Source organism: Enterobacter sp. UNJFSC 003 (assembly GCF_036903355.1).
Classification (GTDB): domain Bacteria; phylum Pseudomonadota; class Gammaproteobacteria; order Enterobacterales; family Enterobacteriaceae; genus Enterobacter.
On record NZ_JBAKHK010000002.1, the window covers coordinates 59149 to 75734 of the forward strand.

A 16586-nucleotide genomic window follows, 5' to 3' on the forward strand; every position below is an offset into this window, starting at 1 on the left:
AATGTTAACAATTCATTAAAACTCAGCTTGATTTTTATGATTCGTAATTTAACTATTCATAGTGAACTCATGAAACATCTGGAGATAAATGATGCAGCAGTTAGCCAGCTTCTTGTCCGGTGCCTGGCAGTCTGGCCGGGGCCGCGAGCGCAACATCTGTCACGCCATCAGCGGTGAAGCATTGTGGGAAGTCACCAGCGAAGGGCTGGATATGGCGGCCGCACGCCGCTACGCCATCGAACACGGCGGCGAGTCACTGCGTGCCATGACCTTTATCGAACGCGCGGCCATGCTGAAAGCGGTAGCCAAGCATCTTCTTGAGCACAAAGCGCACTTTTACGCACTGTCAGCGCAAACGGGTGCAACCCGGGCCGACAGCTGGGTGGATATTGAAGGCGGGATCGGCACCCTTTTCACCTATGCCGGGTTGGGCAGCCGCGAACTGCCGGACGATACGCTGTGGCCGGAAGATGAGCTGATACCGCTGTCAAAAGAAGGCGGCTTTGCTGCCCGCCACGTCTTAACCTCAAAATCCGGCGTGGCCGTGCATATCAATGCCTTTAACTTCCCGTGCTGGGGAATGCTGGAAAAGCTGGCGCCGACGTGGCTTGCCGGCATGCCCGCCATCATCAAACCGGCCACGGCGACCGCGCAGGTCACGCAGGCAATGGTGAAGTCGATTGTCGAAAGCGGGCTAGTGCCGGACGGGGCCATCAGCGTGATTTGCGGCGGCGCGGGCGATCTGCTGAACCATCTCGACGGTCAGGACGTGGTGACCTTTACCGGTTCGGCCAGCACCGGGCAAAGTCTGCGCGTGCATCCCAATATTGTCGCCAACGCGATCCCGTTCACCATGGAAGCCGACTCCCTCAACTGCTGCGTCTTGGGTGAAGACGTCACGCCGGATAAACCGGAGTTCGCACTGTTCATTCGCGAAGTCGTGCGTGAGATGACCGCCAAAGCGGGGCAAAAATGTACCGCTATCCGCCGCATCATCGTGCCGCACGAGCAGGTTGATGCCGTCAGCCAGGCGCTGATTGCGCGGCTGGAAAAGGTGGTCGTGGGCGACCCGGCGCAGGAGGGCGTGAAGATGGGCGCGCTGGTGAACGGCGAACAGCGCGCGGATGTGCAGGAGAAAGTCAATCAGCTGATTAGCGCAGGCTGTCAGGTTCGTCTGGGCGGAAAAGCGGACCTGCAGACGGCAGGCGCTTTCTTCCCGCCAACCCTGCTCTTCTGTCCGCAGCCGGATGAAACCCCTGCCGTGCATGCCACCGAAGCCTTTGGCCCGGTTGCAACGCTGATGCCGTATCGTAATCCAGAGCACGCCATGCAGCTTGCGCGCGCGGGCGGCGGCAGCCTGGCGGGGACGCTGGTAACGGCAGATTTGCCCCTTGCGCGCCAGTTTATCGCCGGGGCGGCACGCGCTCACGGCCGTATTCAAATCCTCAATGAGGAGTCCGCGAAAGAGTCCACCGGCCACGGCTCTCCGCTGCCGCAGCTGGTCCACGGCGGTCCGGGACGTGCGGGCGGTGGCGAAGAGCTGGGCGGGCTGCGTGCGGTGAAGCATTACCTGCAGCGCACGGCCATACAGGGCAGCCCGACCATGCTGGCCGCTATTGGTAAGCAGTGGGTACGCGGTGCACAGGTGCAGGAAGATCGCGTCCATCCGTTCCGCAAATACTTCGAAGAGCTACAGCCTGGCGATAGCCTGCTGACGCCGCGACGGACGTTAACGGAGGCGGATATAGTTAACTTTGCCTGTCTCAGCGGGGATCATTTCTACGCTCACATGGACAAGATTGGCGCGGCAGAGTCGATCTTCGGCGAGCGCGTAGTCCACGGTTACTTCCTGATCTCCGCCGCCGCAGGGCTGTTTGTCGATGCAGGCGTTGGGCCGGTGATTGCTAACTACGGCATGGAAAACCTGCGCTTTATCGAGCCCGTCAAACCGGGCGATACCATTCAGGTACGCCTGACCTGTAAACGTAAAACAGTGAAAAAACAACGAACTGCTGACGAAAAACCCACCGGCGTGGTGGAGTGGTCCGTTGAGATCGTTAACCAGCATCAGCAGGCCGTCGCGCTCTATTCCATTCTGACGCTGGTGGCGCGCCAGCAGGGCGACCTCTGACCCATTCCTCTCTGTACCTTGACCGGGGTGTGATAAACCCCGGTCTTTTTTTAACCTGGCAAGGCTGACAAATAACCTGGCAGATGCAGACAAACGCTTTTGGCAGGGGGGTGTCAGGATAAGGCTGTCACAACACAATAAACACAACAAGATGAGGTCTACGATGGGAAGCAATTCTTCTTTTTCTGCCCGTAGAACGGCACTGGCCATGGCCGTTGCGCTGTGTTGCGCCTGGCAATCCCCTGTTTTCGCACACGGCAGCGAAGCGCATATGGTCCCGTTGGACAAAACGCTGCAGGATTTTGGCGCCGACGTTAGGTGGGACGATTACGCACAAATGTTCACCATCGCGAAAGACGGTGCCTTTGTGAAGGTTAAACCGGGCGCGAAAACCGCTATCGTCAACGGCCACCCCCTGAAGCTGCAGGTGCCGGTGGTGATGAAAAACAATAAAGCCTTTATCTCTGAGACCTTCATCAACGACGTTTTCCAGTCTGGCCTCGATCGGACCTTCCAGGTAGAAAAACGCCCTCACCCGCTAAATGCCCTGACGGCTGACGAGATTAAACAGGCCGTCGACATCGTAAAAGCGTCTGCGGATTTTAAACCCAATACCCGCTTTACCCAGATTGCCCTTGCAGAACCCGAAAAAGCCAAAGTGTGGGACTTTGTGTTGAACGGCACCGCGGTGGATGCGCCTCGCCAGGCGAACATCACCATGCTGGACGGTAAGCACGTTATCGAGAGCCTGGTGGACCTGAAAGACAAAAAAATTCTGCGCTGGGAACCGATTAAAGACGCGCACGGCATGGTGTTGCTGGATGACTTTACCGCCGTGCAGCAGATCGTGAACGAGAGCCCCGAGTTTGCTGAAGTGCTTAAAAAACGCGGCATCACCGATACGAAGAAGGTGATCACCACCCCGCTGACCGTCGGCTACTTTGACGGTAAAGACGGCCTGAAGCAGGAAGACCGCCTGCTGAAAGTGGTGAGTTATCTGGACGTGGGTGACGGGAACTACTGGGCGCATCCGATTGAAAACCTGGTGGCCGTGGTCGATCTCGAACAGAAGAAAATTCAGAAGATTGAAGAAGGTGCGGTGGTGCCGGTCCCCATGACTCCGCGCCCTTATGATGGACGCGATCGGGTTGAAACCGCGAAAAAACCGCTGGAGATCGTGGAGCCAGAAGGAAAAAACTACACCATTACCGGCGACATGGTGCACTGGCAGAACTGGGATTTCCACCTGAGCCTGGATTCGCGCGTTGGCCCAATGATTTCGACCGTCACCTACAACGACAACGGTAAAAAACGCCAGGTCATGTATCAAGGCTCGCTCGGCGGAATGATCGTCCCCTACGGCGACCCGGATGTCGGCTGGTACTTTAAAGCATATCTGGATTCCGGCGATTATGGCATGGGCACCCTGACCTCCCCGCTGGTGCGCGGTAAAGACGTACCGTCTAACGCCGTGATGCTGAATGAAACCATCCCGGATTACACCGGTGCGCCCATGGAGATCCCGCGCGCTATCGCGATTTTTGAGCGCTACGCCGGGCCAGAGTACAAGCATCAGGAGATGGGGCAGCCCAACGTCAGCACCGAACGCCGCGAACTGGTGATCCGCTGGGTCAGTACCGTAGGCAACTACGACTATATCTTCGACTGGGTATTCCATGAGAACGGCACCATCGGTATTGATGCCGGGGCAACGGGTATAGAGGCGGTAAAAGGCGTGGTGACAAAAACCATGCATGACGCCACCGCCAAAGATGACACCCGATACGGGACGCTGATCGACCATAACATCGTGGGTACGACCCACCAGCACATCTACAACTTCCGTCTGGATATGGATGTGGATGGTATTAATAACAAACTGGTGGCGATGGATCCGGAGGTGAAGCCAAATACCGCCGGCGGACCGCGTACCAGCACCCTGCAGATCAGCCAGTACGATATTGATACCGAGCAACAGGCGGCGCAGAAATTCGATCCGGGCACGATTCGCCTGCTGAGCAACACCCGTAAAGAAAACCGGATGGGGAACCCGGTGTCGTATCAGATAATCCCTTACGCAGGCGGAACGCACCCGGTCGCCACCGGCGCGAAGTTTGCCCCGGACGAATGGATTTACCACCGCCTGAGCTTTATGGATAAACAGCTGTGGGTGACACGCTACCATCCCAATGAAATGTACCCGGAAGGGAAATTCCCGAACCGCTCAACGCACGATACGGGGCTGGGCCAATACAGCAAAGATAACGAGTCGTTGAACAATCAGGATGACGTGGTGTGGATGACGACCGGGACGACCCACGTCGCCCGCGCGGAAGAGTGGCCAATAATGCCGACGGAATGGGTGCATACCCTGCTCAAACCGTGGAACTTCTTCGATGAGACGCCAACGCTCGGCAAGAAGAAAGAGGCGCAGTAATAAATCACGCACCGGGCGCAACGCCCGGTTTTTCATATATTTATTTGCTGAATATTTCATCCCGATTATATTTAATTTGCCCCTCCTTTTTTGCTTCTCTTGAACGACTTTCAGCCAGGACACGAAGTTTACACAAACACCGTTGTACATAACTGAGAGGTTTTAGGATGAAATTCAATTTGATAGTCAGAAGTCTCGCGCTGGCGGGATTTTTTGTTTCCATTAGTCCCTCTTACTCAGCAGAATCCCCGAAGGATGCTACCGCGGCGACGCAACAAGCTAACAACGCCCTTTTTAATCAATTACCTTTCTCTGATAACACCGATTTCGCCAACGCGCATAAAGGATTTATCGCGCCCATCCCGCAAGAGGTCATCAAAGGGGAACAAGGCAATGTTGTCTGGGATCCGCAGCAGTATACGTTTATTAAAGAAGGCGATAAGGCACCGGATTCCGTTAACCCAAGTTTATGGCGTCAATCTCAGCTGATTAATATTAGCGGGCTGTTTGAAGTTACCGACGGCGTATATCAGATACGAAATCTCGATTTATCGAATATGACCATTATCGAGGGAAAGGATGGTATTACCGTGGTCGACCCGCTGGTGTCGGCGGAAACCGCAAAAGTCGGGATGGATCTTTATTATAAAAACCGGGGTCAAAAACCGGTGATCGCCGTCATTTACACCCATAGCCACGTTGATCACTACGGCGGTGTTCGCGGGGTGGTTGACGAAGCAGATGTGAAATCGGGCAAGGTGAAAATCTACGCGCCGGCAGGATTTATGGAAGCCGCCGTTGCGGAAAATATTATGGCGGGCAACGTGATGAGCCGCCGAGCCAGCTATATGTACGGCAACCTGCTGAAACCGGATGCCAAAGGCCAGGTCGGTGCAGGCCTGGGCACGACAACGTCAGCCGGGACCGTCACCCTGATTGCCCCCACGAATATCATTGAGAAAGATGGGCAGAAAGAGGTCATTGACGGGCTGACCTATGATTTTATGCTCGCCCCGGGTTCCGAAGCCCCGTCTGAAATGCTGTGGTATATCGAAGAGAAAAAGCTGATTGAGTCCGCTGAGGATGTCACCCACACCCTGCACAACACCTACTCGCTGCGCGGAGCAAAAATCCGTGAACCGTTGCCGTGGTCGAAATACATCAACCAGGCGATTGTGCGCTGGGGCGATAAAGCCGAAATCATCATGGCACAGCACCACTGGCCTACCTGGGGCAACGAAAATGTTGTCAAACTGTTGAAAAGCCAGCGCGATCTTTACCGTTATATTAACGACCAGACGCTGCGTATGGCGAACGAAGGTCTGACGCGCGATGAAATTGCCGCCAGCTTCAAGCTCCCTGACTCCCTGGCGCATACCTGGGCGAACCGCGGCTACTATGGCTCCGTCAGTCACGACGTAAAAGCGACCTACGTGCTTTATTTGGGCTGGTTTGACGGCAACCCGGCAACCCTTGACGAACTGCCGCCAGAAGAAGGCGCGAAGAAATTCGTTGAGTATATGGGCGGCGCAGACGCCGTCCTGAGCAAGGCCAAAACCGACTTCGACCAGGGGAACTATCGCTGGGTGGCGCAGGTAGTGAGCAAAGTGGTGTTTGCCGATCCGAACAATCAGGCCGCGCGCAACCTGGAAGCGGATGCGCTGGAGCAGTTGGGTTACCAGGCTGAATCCGGTCCGTGGCGTAACTTCTATCTCACCGGCGCACAGGAGTTGCGTAACGGCGTGGTGAAAGGCCCAACGCCGAATACCGCTAGCCCGGATACCGTGCGGGCCATGACGCCGGAGATGTTCTTCGACTATTTGGCCGTCCATATCAACGGGCAAAAAGCCGGAGATGCTAAATCGGTGTTCAACATCGATCTGGGCAACGATGGCGGTAAGTACAAGCTTGAGCTGGAAAACGGCGTGCTTAACCATACGGCCAATGCTGAGGCGAAAGACGCAGACGCCACGCTGGCGCTCAACCGCGATACGCTGAACAAAATTATCCTGAAGGAAGTGACGCTGAAGCAGGCGCAGGATAGCGGCGACATTAAGATCAGCGGTAACGGAGCGAAACTCGATGAAATGCTGGGCTATATGGATAAATTTGAGTTCTGGTTTAGCATAGTGACGCCGTAACGTTCGACACGGACGGGCGGACATTCCGCCCGTTTTTCTTCAACCCTTTTGATACGGAAATCGGCCTCGATGGAAAAAAGACACAACACAACGCCAGGACTCGCCACATGGCCTACCCGAAAATCAATGGTGCGTCATGGCCTGGCAATGAACCTGCCCTGGCTGGCCTTCGTCAACGTGAGCTTTGCGCTCATGCTCCTGCTGCGTAATGTGTTGTTCGCGAATATCGACGGCCAGATTGGCGCCACACCCTACCTTACGCGCATTGTCGATACTTCCATGCTGGGGGTGATTATCCTCTCGGCCGCGCTGATCGTGATGGCCTGGCGGCATATTGCTGGGATCGGTGCCGTTCTGTTCATTTGTAGCCTTCTGTGGGCGATGTGCAGCTACCTGCTCATCTCGGTTGTACAGCTTCCTCATGCCTGGCCAATATTTGTAATTCTGCTGTTAACAGGAATGACGGCCCTCTATTTTCACCCGTCGGGGCTGCTGTCTTTTACCGTACCGCTCTGGCTTGCTCTCCCCGTCGCCAGTGTGGCACTTAACCACGGAGTGAACCTGCGCTTTGCTGTCATTTGGATTGTTTTTACCCTGATTCTCGTTTGCGGCCGCTTTATCTTATTAAGCTGGTTTGAAGAAGCCTGGCGGCGTAACCAACAGAACCAGCTGCTCATCTCGCGGCTGGATGCCCTGGCGCACCTGGATGCATTGACCCAAACCGCGAATCGTCGGGCAATGGAAACCGTCCTGGAAGAGGCCGTTGAACAGGGAAAATCCTTCTCGCTGATTATGCTGGACGTTGATTACTTCAAACTCTACAACGACACCTACGGCCACCAGGCGGGTGACGAATGCTTAACCCGCGTCGCGCAGGTCCTGAAACAGTCGGTACGAACGCCGAATGATGTGGTGTCGCGATACGGCGGCGAGGAGTTTGTGGTGATCCTGTTTGACTGCCCGGTCAACATGGCGGAACAGGTGGCTGCTCGTATTCAGGATGGTCTGCGCAGCGCGGGGATTGCGCACAGCGCGTCTCACGTCAGCGAATTCGTCACCGTCAGCATCGGGATTGCGGGTAAGGCTGAGGGTCTGGCAGGCACCGAAGTGATTGCCCGCGCCGATGCGGCACTGTACCGTGCAAAAGAGGCTGGCCGTAATTGCGTCCGTACCTGAGCGTCATGACTTACAGCGCCTGACGTTCCGCGATCCACTTCCGGTACTGGCCGGGCGACATTCCCGCTACGCTGATGAAAGCGCGTCGAAAGACCGTATCGTCAGCGTAACCGCATTCCCTGGCAACGTGGGAGATTGCTTTCGCCGGTTGCTCAAGCAACCTCATGGCCATTTCAATGCGTATTCGGGTCAGGAAACTCTTGGGGCTTTCGTTCACTTCTTCCACCATTTTGCGGTGAAGCGTTCGGGTGGTCACGTTCAACGCCTGGGCTAATTGTTCAACCGTGATGCCCGGGTTTTCGTATCGCACCAGGTGTTCCGCTTTCATGATTAACGGGTGCAGCGAATTTAAAAAACCGGCAGGCGCGTAAAGCTGCTGGGATAACGGCTGGCTATCGGCCACGGCCATATCGGCCGTTAGCCTGGCAACCGTCTTGCCGGCATGCAGGCTGACCACCTGTAAAGCCGTGTCGACCCAGGACAGCGGGCCACCCGACGTCATCACGCGTTCGTCCAGCACGAGCGCTTTACCCCAGACAGGCCGGGCAAGGGGGTAACGTTGGCGGAATGTATGATACAGCCACCACGTGGTAGTACAGGCCCGGCCATTCAGAATCCCCGCTTCGGCCAGCACCAGCCCTCCCGCGCAGGCACCAGCAAGCGTCGCCCCCTGCCTGTACTGTTCACACATCCATTTCCCTGCATCCTGAACGGCCTGTAATGAAACGGGCTGCTTGTATGCATCAAGCTTCATTCCGCTGGCGATCGCGACATCCAACGCGCCGCAGCGGGCGAAGTCGCCCTCCGCCTCAATCACGCGCCCTTGCGCATCCAACACGGGCTTACCGTCCGCTGTGATGATGGTGGCGACAAAAGGTGGATATTGCTGGCTTTCTGGCCGCTGGGCGATGACCTGGTTAGCCAGCCAAAACATATCGGAGAGCCCTGCCACGGCGGACTTCATGCTTCCGGATAACGCTAAAATACCGACGCGCATTGTACGCCTCCAGAAATTGTCTGATTTTGCATGATAACCGTCAAATCGGACACTACAAGCGTTTTCGCGGCTCTGGTTAGAATGAGTAACATTCTTTTCCAGAGCGTATGTCCGCCTATGAAACCCGCATTTATCTTCGCCATCCTTGCCTCCTTGGGCCTGACCACACCTCAGGGGCTTATGGCTGCACAATCGCGTATTAACAACATCGTCCTTGTCCACGGCGCGTTTACCGACGGGTCAAGCTGGCAGGACGTTATTGCAGATCTGCAGTCGGAGGGCTATCACGTCACAGCGGTACAGAATCCGTTGAGCTCTCTGGACGATGACGTAAAGGCAACAGGACAGGTCATCGATCGTCAGCAGGGTGATGTGCTGCTGGTCGGCCACTCCTGGGGAGGGGCGGTGATTACCCAGGCGGGAAATCACCCAAAGGTAAAAAGACTGGCCTATCTTTCCGCCCTTGCGCCTGACAGCGGCGAGTCCGCTGCATCGCTACTTACGCGCCTCAACGCGCCCATGGAAGGACTGCACGCCGATCAACACGGACTGATCTGGCTTGACGATCCGGTTTTGTATCACCGCGTCATGGCCAATGACGTTTCGCATCGCCGCACATTGCAGCTAACCGCAACCCAGCAGCCAATTGCCGCGCGCGCGTTTCACGACATCGTGCAGCACGCGGCCTGGCGCGATAAACCCTCATGGTATCTGCTGACAGAAAACGACCATGCCCTCACGCCCCACACCCAACAGCAGCTTGCGGCGGCGATGGGGTCAACCGTGACGCGCATTAATGCCAGCCATATGTCGATGGTTTCCCATGCCGGAGACGTCGTCCGGTTTATCGAACGTGCAACTCAACTCTCCTCAAAGGAAACGCAGAAATGAACATACTTCACATTGACTCAAGCATTAGCGGTGAATATTCAATTTCACGTCAGCTAACGGCAGAAGTGGTCCGGGCGTTAACATCCCGTCATAACGACGCCATTGTCACCTACCGGGACGTAGTGGAAAAACCCATTGGCCACCTTACTGGGAATATTGCTGCCGGGTTCAGGCCGTTACGCACGGAGACGTTACTCACGCCTGAGGTGACCGCCGAGCATGCGTGGTCGGCGCGTCTGGTGAACGAGTTTTTGGACAGCGATATCGTGGTCATTGGTGCGCCCATGTATAACTTCTCCGTCTCCTCCCAGCTGAAAACTTGGCTAGACAGGCTCGCCCAGCCGGGGAAAACGTTCAGCTACACGCCTGACGGCCCGGTGGGTCACGCCGCGGGTAAAAAAATTATTGTCGTCTCTTCGCGCGGCGGGATTTATTTCGGTACGCCAATCGCAGAGATGGATTTTCAGGAAAAATACCTGCAGCGCTTCTTTGGATTTCTGGGCATTGAGCAGGTTGAGTTTGTGCGAGCAGAGGGCACAACGCGGAGCGCCGAAATCCGCGAAAAAGGCGTTGCGCAGGCGCTGGCGTCAATTCCTGTCGTGATTGCTGCGTTGCTCGACCGCTAACGTCAGGTCGGGTGGCGTCTGCGCCTTGCCCGACCCGCGCCGGCAAGGCGTGTATTAATACCGCACGCACACCGATTTGGTCTCGCACCATCCGTCCAGCCAGTCCGGACCGAAGTCGCGCCCGGTTCCGGACTGCTTCATACCGCCGAACGGCAGGTTGGCGTCAATCAGCGTATGGCTGTTCACCCACACGGTTCCCGCCTGCAGCCTGTCGGTGTACTCCAGCGCCCTACTGATGTTCTGCGTCCAGACGCTGGCCGTCAGGCCATATTCGGTATCATTTGCCAGCCGTAGCGCCTCTTCACCATCGTCCACGCGTACCAGGTTCACCACCGGGCCAAAGACCTCTTCGCGGGTGAGCCGCAGCGCGGCATCCGGGTTCACCACCAGCGTCGGCGAGACGTAATAGCCTTTGCTATCCGGGCCCGCATTGCCCGCAATCAGCTCCGCGTTGCGCGACGTCGCTTCGTCGAGGAACGCCTGAACTTTCTCACAGTGCGCGCGTGACGCCAGCGGGTTGATAAACGCCTCAGGCGACATGCCCGGCCCGACGCTCAGGGATTTAATAGCCTGCTCAAAACCGCTGACCAGCGTGTCGAACAGCGGTGCTTCAATGTAAATACGCGAACTCGCGGCACAAACCTGCCCCTGATTCAGGAAGCTGCCGGTCATTAGCCCTTCAATCACCCAGGCCGGATCGGCATCTTTCAGCACGATGGCAGGATTTTTACCGCCCAGCTCCAGGGTAACGCCCGTCAGCGTCTCCGCCGCCGTGCGCGCAATCTGTTTGCCCGTCGCCGTTGAGCCCGTAAAGCTCACCTTCGCAATATGGGGATGCGAGGTCAGCGCTGCACCACACACCGCGCCGCTGCCCGTCACCACGTTGAATACGCCGTCAGGAATTCCGGCCTCACTCGCCAGCTCTGCGACGCGCAGCAGGGTCAACGGCGTGGTTTCAGACGGTTTAATCACGATAGAGCACCCCGCAGCCAGCGCAGGCATCACCTTCCACATGCCAATCATCAGCGGGAAGTTCCAGGGGACAATACCGGCCACAACGCCCACCGGCTCTTTGCGCGTCCACGCCTGATAGCGTGCGCCCTGCGGGAGCGGAATAGAAAGATCGAGGGTTCTACCCGCAATTTTAGTGGTTAACCCGGCGGTGTAACGCATCCAGTTCAGGGTGCAGCCGACCTCAAAGGCGCGGGAAATGTTGATCGATTTCCCCTGCTCCAGCGTTTCCAACTGCGCCAGCGCCTCGCCGTGCTGTTCAACCAAATCGGCAAAGCGCAGCAAAATACGCTCGCGCTCCGCCGGTAATTTCCCGGCCCAGCTACGGCTAACAAACGCACGCCAGCCGGACATCACGGCACGATCGACGTCATCAACGCTGGCATCTGCGGTGGTAGCAATCACCTCTCCCGTCGCCGGGTTGAACACGTTAAGCCGTTTTTCGCTGTCGGAGGCGGCCTGACGCCCGTCAATCCACACGCCGTGATAGCGGTCTAAAAACTGCTGCACGGCCGGCAGGACGGCGACCTGTGATTCAGACATAGGGTACTCCTTCGTTATTCTTCTCAGGGTGTTATTGCAGTCTACGAGGGGTTTCGTCATCCTGCTTTTATCTGTGTGACATTCGCTTTGCCACCTGTGACAGGCTCCGCAATTCGTGATAATTCCCGCTTATAGTGCTGTAACCGATGAGTGTTCTTTCCTATAGTCAGCCTCATAGCTCTGACAAAATGCAACACAAATGCAACAATGCAACAATGCAACAATGCAACAATGCAACAATGCAACAATGCAACAATGCAAAAACATTGACGGCGCAGCGAGAGAAACGATGGCGTGTGCAAGCGAGCAGGAGAAGTATCAACAATGGCTGGCGCAAATTAATCAGGTTTGTGGCCGCTTTGATGCGCGTCCTCTTGGGGGCAAATTCATTGGAGAACTGGAAACCAGCTACGCCCGCAGCCTGAAGCTCAGCACCGTCACCGCCGCAGGGGTTAATCTGTTTCGCACTCGCCAGGAGATCAAAAACGGCAATGACGCCTGGTTCTATACCGTGTTCCAGCTGGACGGCAGCGCGGAAATTGAGCAGGACGATCGCCGTGCCATCCTGAAAGCCGGCGACATCACCCTCCTCGATGCATCACGCCCGTGCTCAATTAACTGGCAGGATAAGTCTCGTCAAATCTCACTTCTGTTGCCCCGTCAGATTATTGAGCAGCAGTATCGTTTCCAGGAAGTAAGCTGCGCGCTCGCGCTGTCGCGGAGTTTGCCGACCGTTCAGCTGAGCCATCGTCTCCTGCAGGAAAGCATGGGAAACGCCGATCTCAGCGAGAGGGAGAGTGAAGCGGCGCTGGAAGCGATGGTGTGTCTTTTACGCCCGGCGTTTCAACAGCGTGAACCCGCGCAGCCGCGAAAAGAGCGTCAGTTCCAGAACGTGCTGTTGCTGATTGACGATCATATCCAGTCTGAATCTCTGCGTCCGGAATGGATTGCTGCACAAAGCGGTATGTCGGTACGGAGCCTTTATCGCATGTTCGCCGATAAAGGGCTGGTGGTTGCGCAGTACATCAAAAACCGTCGCCTCGACCTGTGCGCGCAAATGCTTCGCGCCACCCGCGAGGATGAAAAGCTGGCCGGGATCGGCTATAGCTGGGGTTTTGCCGATCACAGCCATTTTTCAACGGCGTTTAAGCAGCGTTTTGGCGTCTCGCCCGGCGAGTATCGCAAGCGCTGCCGCTAATTACTTTTTCAGCCACCTGCCGTTAATTCCCTTCACGTATTCTCCCGGCTGCGCGCGGGCAACCAGCTTTTGTCCCGCCATTTTCGCCACTTCGTCGACCGGTAAATTATTGCTGTCCGCCAGTTTTTGATAACTCTCAGTGCGTGCAGCGTTAATGCTGTTAACCAGCTCCAGCGTCTGGGCATCGTGTTTTATCGGCGCAATATAACCGCTCAGGGTTTCGCCCACTCGCCCCTGCGCACGGGCTTCATTCAGGGTGAGCGTAGCCGCCTGCACGTTCATTCCCAGCGCCAGCAAAATAAGAGCTAATGTTCGTTTCATGGCGTCCTCAGAACAGATCGCTGCGCGATTTCAACAGGGTTTCAACGTCTTTATCGACCTTGATGTGGATCTCATGCTCGATTTTCACGTTCATGTTGATGGTAATCGGCTCCTTCGGCGCAGCGACTTCAATACGCGGCGTACAGCCTGTCAGTAGCGCAACTACGGCAACGGTGAGTACACCCGCCATCATTTTCATTGTTGTTCCTCACTTTCCTTGCCGGTCGAACTGCGGAGACCCGGTATCGCCGCATGTTGCTCAAACCATGTTTGCAGATTGTCCCCAAAGCGCAAGCTGCGCCAGAGGGTGAAAACGTTCTCTTCATGGGTGTAGTTCAGGTTCACAAAACCGCTTTTGCCATCCGCCCGACTGGTTCCTTTGATGGTCGACTGCATCGTGAGTTCGCCCAGGTTATCCAGATTTATTTTTGTCCACGAGTGGGAGATTTCCATATAGCGGAGCCAGTTAATCGCCGCACCTGCCACCATATTATCGTGCACTATGGCGTCTGCCGTATCCTTATCGATGCGTAAGGTCATGGGCCCAGGGTTAGTTAACCAGCCATCTTTAATGATCCATTTTTCGTTGTCCAGCCAGAACGGCAGCGCCCCGCTAACCGGGCCAGACATCGTAAATTGCTTCGGATTGACGGCGCTAATTAACTCGCTGGACGAGATGTTATCCACGCGCAGCAGCGCCGGATCGTGCTGCGGCATTCTCAGCTGTTGCATGGTAATTTTTCCGCCGAGCGTTTCTACCTTCACATTGGTGAGCAGCAGTGGATTGTCTTCCGTCCAGGGGTAATCGCCCTGCAAATCCGCCGTGATGTTGCGCGCAGTCACCAGATTTTGGACTTCGCCAATCCGCAGTGTGACAGGCCCGCGCGTGCCCAGCGACCAGGTCCCCTGGCCGAAACGGAATGGCAGGACAAAGTCGACGCCGTTTACCTGATTATCCGGCATCCAGACGCTACCCGCTTTGAGCACGCCGTGACCACCCGCTTCAAACCCCTGATCGGCCGCAGCGGAAAACGCCACCTGTGCATAAAGCTCGCCGTCGCGCAGGGTCATTTTCCAGTCCGGCGGGATCAGGGGCTGGAACACGGTCAGGGACTGTTTCGGCCACCAGGCCTGTCCGCGAAGACGCTCGCCGTCCCAGCGGCCGTTCACCTGCACGGGGCCGATTTTATCGGCATGCAGATCGCCCTTAAACTGGAAAATTGTCGGATCGGTTCCATCAACGCTGAAGGTCAGTACCGACGGCGGCAGCACGCTTCCGCCGGAAAAAGTTGTTTGTCCGGCATTGAGCGATAGCGCACCGCTGAATCTTGGATTAACCGGGTCGCGATACCAGCGCACCGGATTATCCAACACCAGGCGCGGCTTGTTCACCTCCATGGTGCCGTACTTGAGTTTGTCAAAACCGGTGGAGAGATCGGTTAACTCGATAAGCGTGTCGCGCCACTCACCCTTACCGGCGACGTCCCAGCGCGCCTGCATCGGCGTAAAGCCCCCTTTTCCCCAATAGCGCCACTGCCACAGGCCGTTATCGGGTAAAAAATCGGTCGCCTGACCGTCCAGGTGCAGCTCAAAACCGCCCATCTGGTTCTCATGCGCGCGCAGGATGGCCTGCAGGCGGCCGTCCACGCCCTTCTGCGTGAGTTTCACCCCCGCCAGCGGCCAGCGGATTTCATCGATATCAAGGGAGTTGATGATGCGCCCGCGCGAGCGCAACAGCGCGCCAGGCTCGAAAGCCAGCTGCGGATCGTTGAAGCTGCCCGTCAGTTTTGCCGGGAGCTTCGCATAGAGAATAAGGTCATTCTGTTTGGCCTCGCCGCTGAGGTACAACGGCATGTTGTTGTTTTCCATGCTGAGCGTGCCGGGGCCTATGTTCAGTACCGCGTTACCTTTGCCGGCATCCCCCTGAGTCAGCACGTTTAAGCGGCCGGTGAAGATGGCCTTTTCCAGCCCCTGCTGCCAGTTGTCGACCCGCAGACCCACGCGGCCGCTCAGCGGCATGCCGGACAAATTCCAGTTCCAGCGTCCGTCGCTGATGTTCAACTGCTGGGCGGTGATTTGCCACGGCAGATCCAGCAGCGGGTCCGGGTTATCACGCGCCATCACTACCAGCTGACCCTGGTTCTCTTCCCAGTCAAGATCGGCATCGACTAGCGACGATAGCTGCGGCACGTTAAAGGTGGCGACGGCGTGGCCTTTCACCGGCACGCCGTCCGGTACCAGCGGCAGAGTGAATTTGCCCAGGAGTTTAATGGGCTGCGGTTGCCCTGGGAGTTGAATATCGAACTGGCTGACGGAGAGGATTTGTCCCCGTAGCTGGCCTTGAATGCTGACCTGGTCACCTTTATAGGTGACTTCCTGAACAGCCGGGGTGAGAGAGGCATGGAGTTCCCCTTCCCACTGCTGCCACGGCGCAAGCGAAAGACGATGGACCGTTAGCCAGGTATTAGGCAAAACCGCCTGCCACTGTGACAGCATTTTGGGTGCCACCGTCGAGGGTGCAGACTGAGGAAGTTTGCTGAGGCAGACGGAATTGAGCTCCAGCTCGCCAATATCAAGCTTCCAGCGGCTGGGATGTGACAGCGTCACGTTTTTGATTCGCGCAATGTCGCACTCTTCAACCATATAGCGAAGATCCGGGATGAGCAGCGCGTGACGCGTAAGTTTCGGGCTTTCTTCAAACGCGATACGCGTTCCGACAGGGAGCCAAATCCCCGCTAAGGTTGGTACCCACTGGGCGAGCGTCATCAGCAGCGTTAGCGGTACAAGAACGATCAGCAGTAAGAGCGCAATTGCGGCTTTGTATTTACCCTTCATGGGCAGTTAATATCCTGATTTAGCGAAAAAATTAAGCCGACAGTGCCGGTCATTGTCGCATGTTTAGCCAGTCAGTTGAAGAGAATGACTTTTTTAAGGATAGATGGTCTACCTGTATAGGGTAAATTTTTTATTCGTTTCTTACTCAACAAGTTACATATCATTCAATATGTTATGGTCGGTGCATGGCGCAGATCGGCGATACCGCTTTTCTATCTTTAAGAGACCGTAATGTCTCCTGACGTTCGAGTTTTTATCAGCTATATTAGAGAGTTAACA

12 protein-coding genes are annotated in these 16586 nt (G+C 56.2%); 7 read left to right on the plus strand and 5 right to left on the minus strand.

Going from position 1 to position 16586, the window contains the following annotated elements; translation table 11 throughout:
* Nucleotides 1-91: 91 nt before the first annotated feature.
* From paaZ to V5P19_RS06325, 4 genes are all read left to right on the plus strand, one after another.
* The gene (paaZ, locus tag V5P19_RS06310; protein ID WP_334402704.1) at nucleotides 92-2131 is read left to right on the plus strand and encodes a phenylacetic acid degradation bifunctional protein PaaZ; all 2040 of its coding nucleotides are present in this window, start codon (nucleotides 92-94) and stop codon (nucleotides 2129-2131) included.
* A 163-nt stretch (nucleotides 2132-2294) separates the two neighbouring features.
* Nucleotides 2295-4568 (plus strand): primary-amine oxidase, encoded by a 2274-nt coding sequence (gene tynA / locus V5P19_RS06315; RefSeq protein ID WP_334401293.1) that lies wholly within the window; start codon nucleotides 2295-2297, stop codon nucleotides 4566-4568.
* 167 nt (nucleotides 4569-4735) lie between these two features.
* Entirely contained in the window at nucleotides 4736-6709 is a 1974-nt protein-coding gene (locus V5P19_RS06320) for an alkyl sulfatase dimerization domain-containing protein (protein WP_334401295.1), read from the plus strand.
* 69 nt (nucleotides 6710-6778) lie between these two features.
* A complete protein-coding gene (locus tag V5P19_RS06325) occupies nucleotides 6779-7885 on the plus strand; it encodes a membrane-associated sensor domain-containing protein (RefSeq protein ID WP_334401297.1) in 1107 nt (368 codons plus the stop codon).
* Between the two features lie 10 nt (nucleotides 7886-7895).
* Here V5P19_RS06325 and V5P19_RS06330 read toward each other — a convergent pair whose 3' ends face one another.
* Nucleotides 7896-8882, minus strand: a complete 987-nt coding sequence (locus V5P19_RS06330) for a helix-turn-helix domain-containing protein (RefSeq protein ID WP_334401299.1) — start codon at nucleotides 8880-8882, stop codon at nucleotides 7896-7898.
* 117 nt (nucleotides 8883-8999) lie between these two features.
* Here V5P19_RS06330 and V5P19_RS06335 point away from each other — a divergent pair, with 117 nt between their 5' ends.
* Both V5P19_RS06335 and V5P19_RS06340 read left to right on the plus strand, forming a co-directional pair.
* The gene (locus V5P19_RS06335; RefSeq protein WP_334401301.1) at nucleotides 9000-9773 is read left to right on the plus strand and encodes an alpha/beta hydrolase; all 774 of its coding nucleotides are present in this window, start codon (nucleotides 9000-9002) and stop codon (nucleotides 9771-9773) included.
* Nucleotides 9770-10399, plus strand: a complete 630-nt coding sequence (locus V5P19_RS06340) for an NAD(P)H-dependent oxidoreductase (protein ID WP_334401303.1) — start codon at nucleotides 9770-9772, stop codon at nucleotides 10397-10399. Before V5P19_RS06335 ends, V5P19_RS06340 begins: the two co-directional genes overlap by 4 nt.
* Nucleotides 10400-10453: 54 nt before the next feature.
* Here the strand turns inward: V5P19_RS06340 and V5P19_RS06345 are convergent, their stop codons facing one another.
* The gene (locus tag V5P19_RS06345; RefSeq protein WP_334401305.1) at nucleotides 10454-11953 is read right to left on the minus strand and encodes an aldehyde dehydrogenase family protein; all 1500 of its coding nucleotides are present in this window, start codon (nucleotides 11951-11953) and stop codon (nucleotides 10454-10456) included.
* Nucleotides 11954-12242: 289 nt separating this feature from the next.
* Between V5P19_RS06345 and feaR the strand changes: the two genes are divergently transcribed.
* Nucleotides 12243-13151 (plus strand): transcriptional regulator FeaR, encoded by a 909-nt coding sequence (feaR, locus tag V5P19_RS06350; protein ID WP_334402706.1) that lies wholly within the window; start codon nucleotides 12243-12245, stop codon nucleotides 13149-13151.
* On the opposite strand, the gene V5P19_RS06355 is transcribed toward feaR, so the two are convergent.
* Genes V5P19_RS06355 through V5P19_RS06365 form a run of 3 tightly spaced genes read right to left on the minus strand, consistent with a single transcriptional unit; the run spans nucleotide 13152 to nucleotide 16307 of the window.
* Nucleotides 13152-13472 carry a YdbL family protein gene (locus V5P19_RS06355; protein ID WP_334401307.1) on the minus strand — a complete coding sequence of 107 codons (321 nt, stop codon included), beginning with the start codon at nucleotides 13470-13472 and terminating at the stop codon, nucleotides 13152-13154.
* 7 nt (nucleotides 13473-13479) lie between these two features.
* Nucleotides 13480-13671 carry a YnbE family lipoprotein gene (locus V5P19_RS06360; protein WP_334401309.1) on the minus strand — a complete coding sequence of 64 codons (192 nt, stop codon included), beginning with the start codon at nucleotides 13669-13671 and terminating at the stop codon, nucleotides 13480-13482.
* A complete protein-coding gene (locus tag V5P19_RS06365; protein WP_334401311.1) occupies nucleotides 13668-16307 on the minus strand; it encodes a YdbH family protein in 2640 nt (879 codons plus the stop codon). Before V5P19_RS06365 ends, V5P19_RS06360 begins: the two co-directional genes overlap by 4 nt.
* Nucleotides 16308-16586: the final 279 nt, after the last annotated feature.

Excerpts from the sequence above, each read along its gene's own strand:
- V5P19_RS06320 (WP_334401295.1), top strand. The coding sequence starts at position 4,736 with ATGAAATTCAATTTGATAGTCAGAAGTCTCGCGCTGGCGGGATTTTTT.
- V5P19_RS06325 (WP_334401297.1), top strand. The coding sequence starts at position 6,779 with ATGGAAAAAAGACACAACACAACGCCAGGACTCGCCACATGGCCTACC.
- V5P19_RS06365 (WP_334401311.1), bottom strand. The coding sequence starts at position 16,307 with ATGAAGGGTAAATACAAAGCCGCAATTGCGCTCTTACTGCTGATCGTT.
- V5P19_RS06355 (WP_334401307.1), bottom strand. The coding sequence starts at position 13,472 with ATGAAACGAACATTAGCTCTTATTTTGCTGGCGCTGGGAATGAACGTG.
- V5P19_RS06345 (WP_334401305.1), bottom strand. The coding sequence starts at position 11,953 with ATGTCTGAATCACAGGTCGCCGTCCTGCCGGCCGTGCAGCAGTTTTTA.
- feaR (WP_334402706.1), top strand. The coding sequence starts at position 12,243 with ATGGCGTGTGCAAGCGAGCAGGAGAAGTATCAACAATGGCTGGCGCAA.
- paaZ (WP_334402704.1), top strand. The coding sequence starts at position 92 with ATGCAGCAGTTAGCCAGCTTCTTGTCCGGTGCCTGGCAGTCTGGCCGG.
- V5P19_RS06340 (WP_334401303.1), top strand. The coding sequence starts at position 9,770 with ATGAACATACTTCACATTGACTCAAGCATTAGCGGTGAATATTCAATT.
- tynA (WP_334401293.1), top strand. The coding sequence starts at position 2,295 with ATGGGAAGCAATTCTTCTTTTTCTGCCCGTAGAACGGCACTGGCCATG.
- V5P19_RS06330 (WP_334401299.1), bottom strand. The coding sequence starts at position 8,882 with ATGCGCGTCGGTATTTTAGCGTTATCCGGAAGCATGAAGTCCGCCGTG.
- V5P19_RS06360 (WP_334401309.1), bottom strand. The coding sequence starts at position 13,671 with ATGAAAATGATGGCGGGTGTACTCACCGTTGCCGTAGTTGCGCTACTG.
- V5P19_RS06335 (WP_334401301.1), top strand. The coding sequence starts at position 9,000 with ATGAAACCCGCATTTATCTTCGCCATCCTTGCCTCCTTGGGCCTGACC.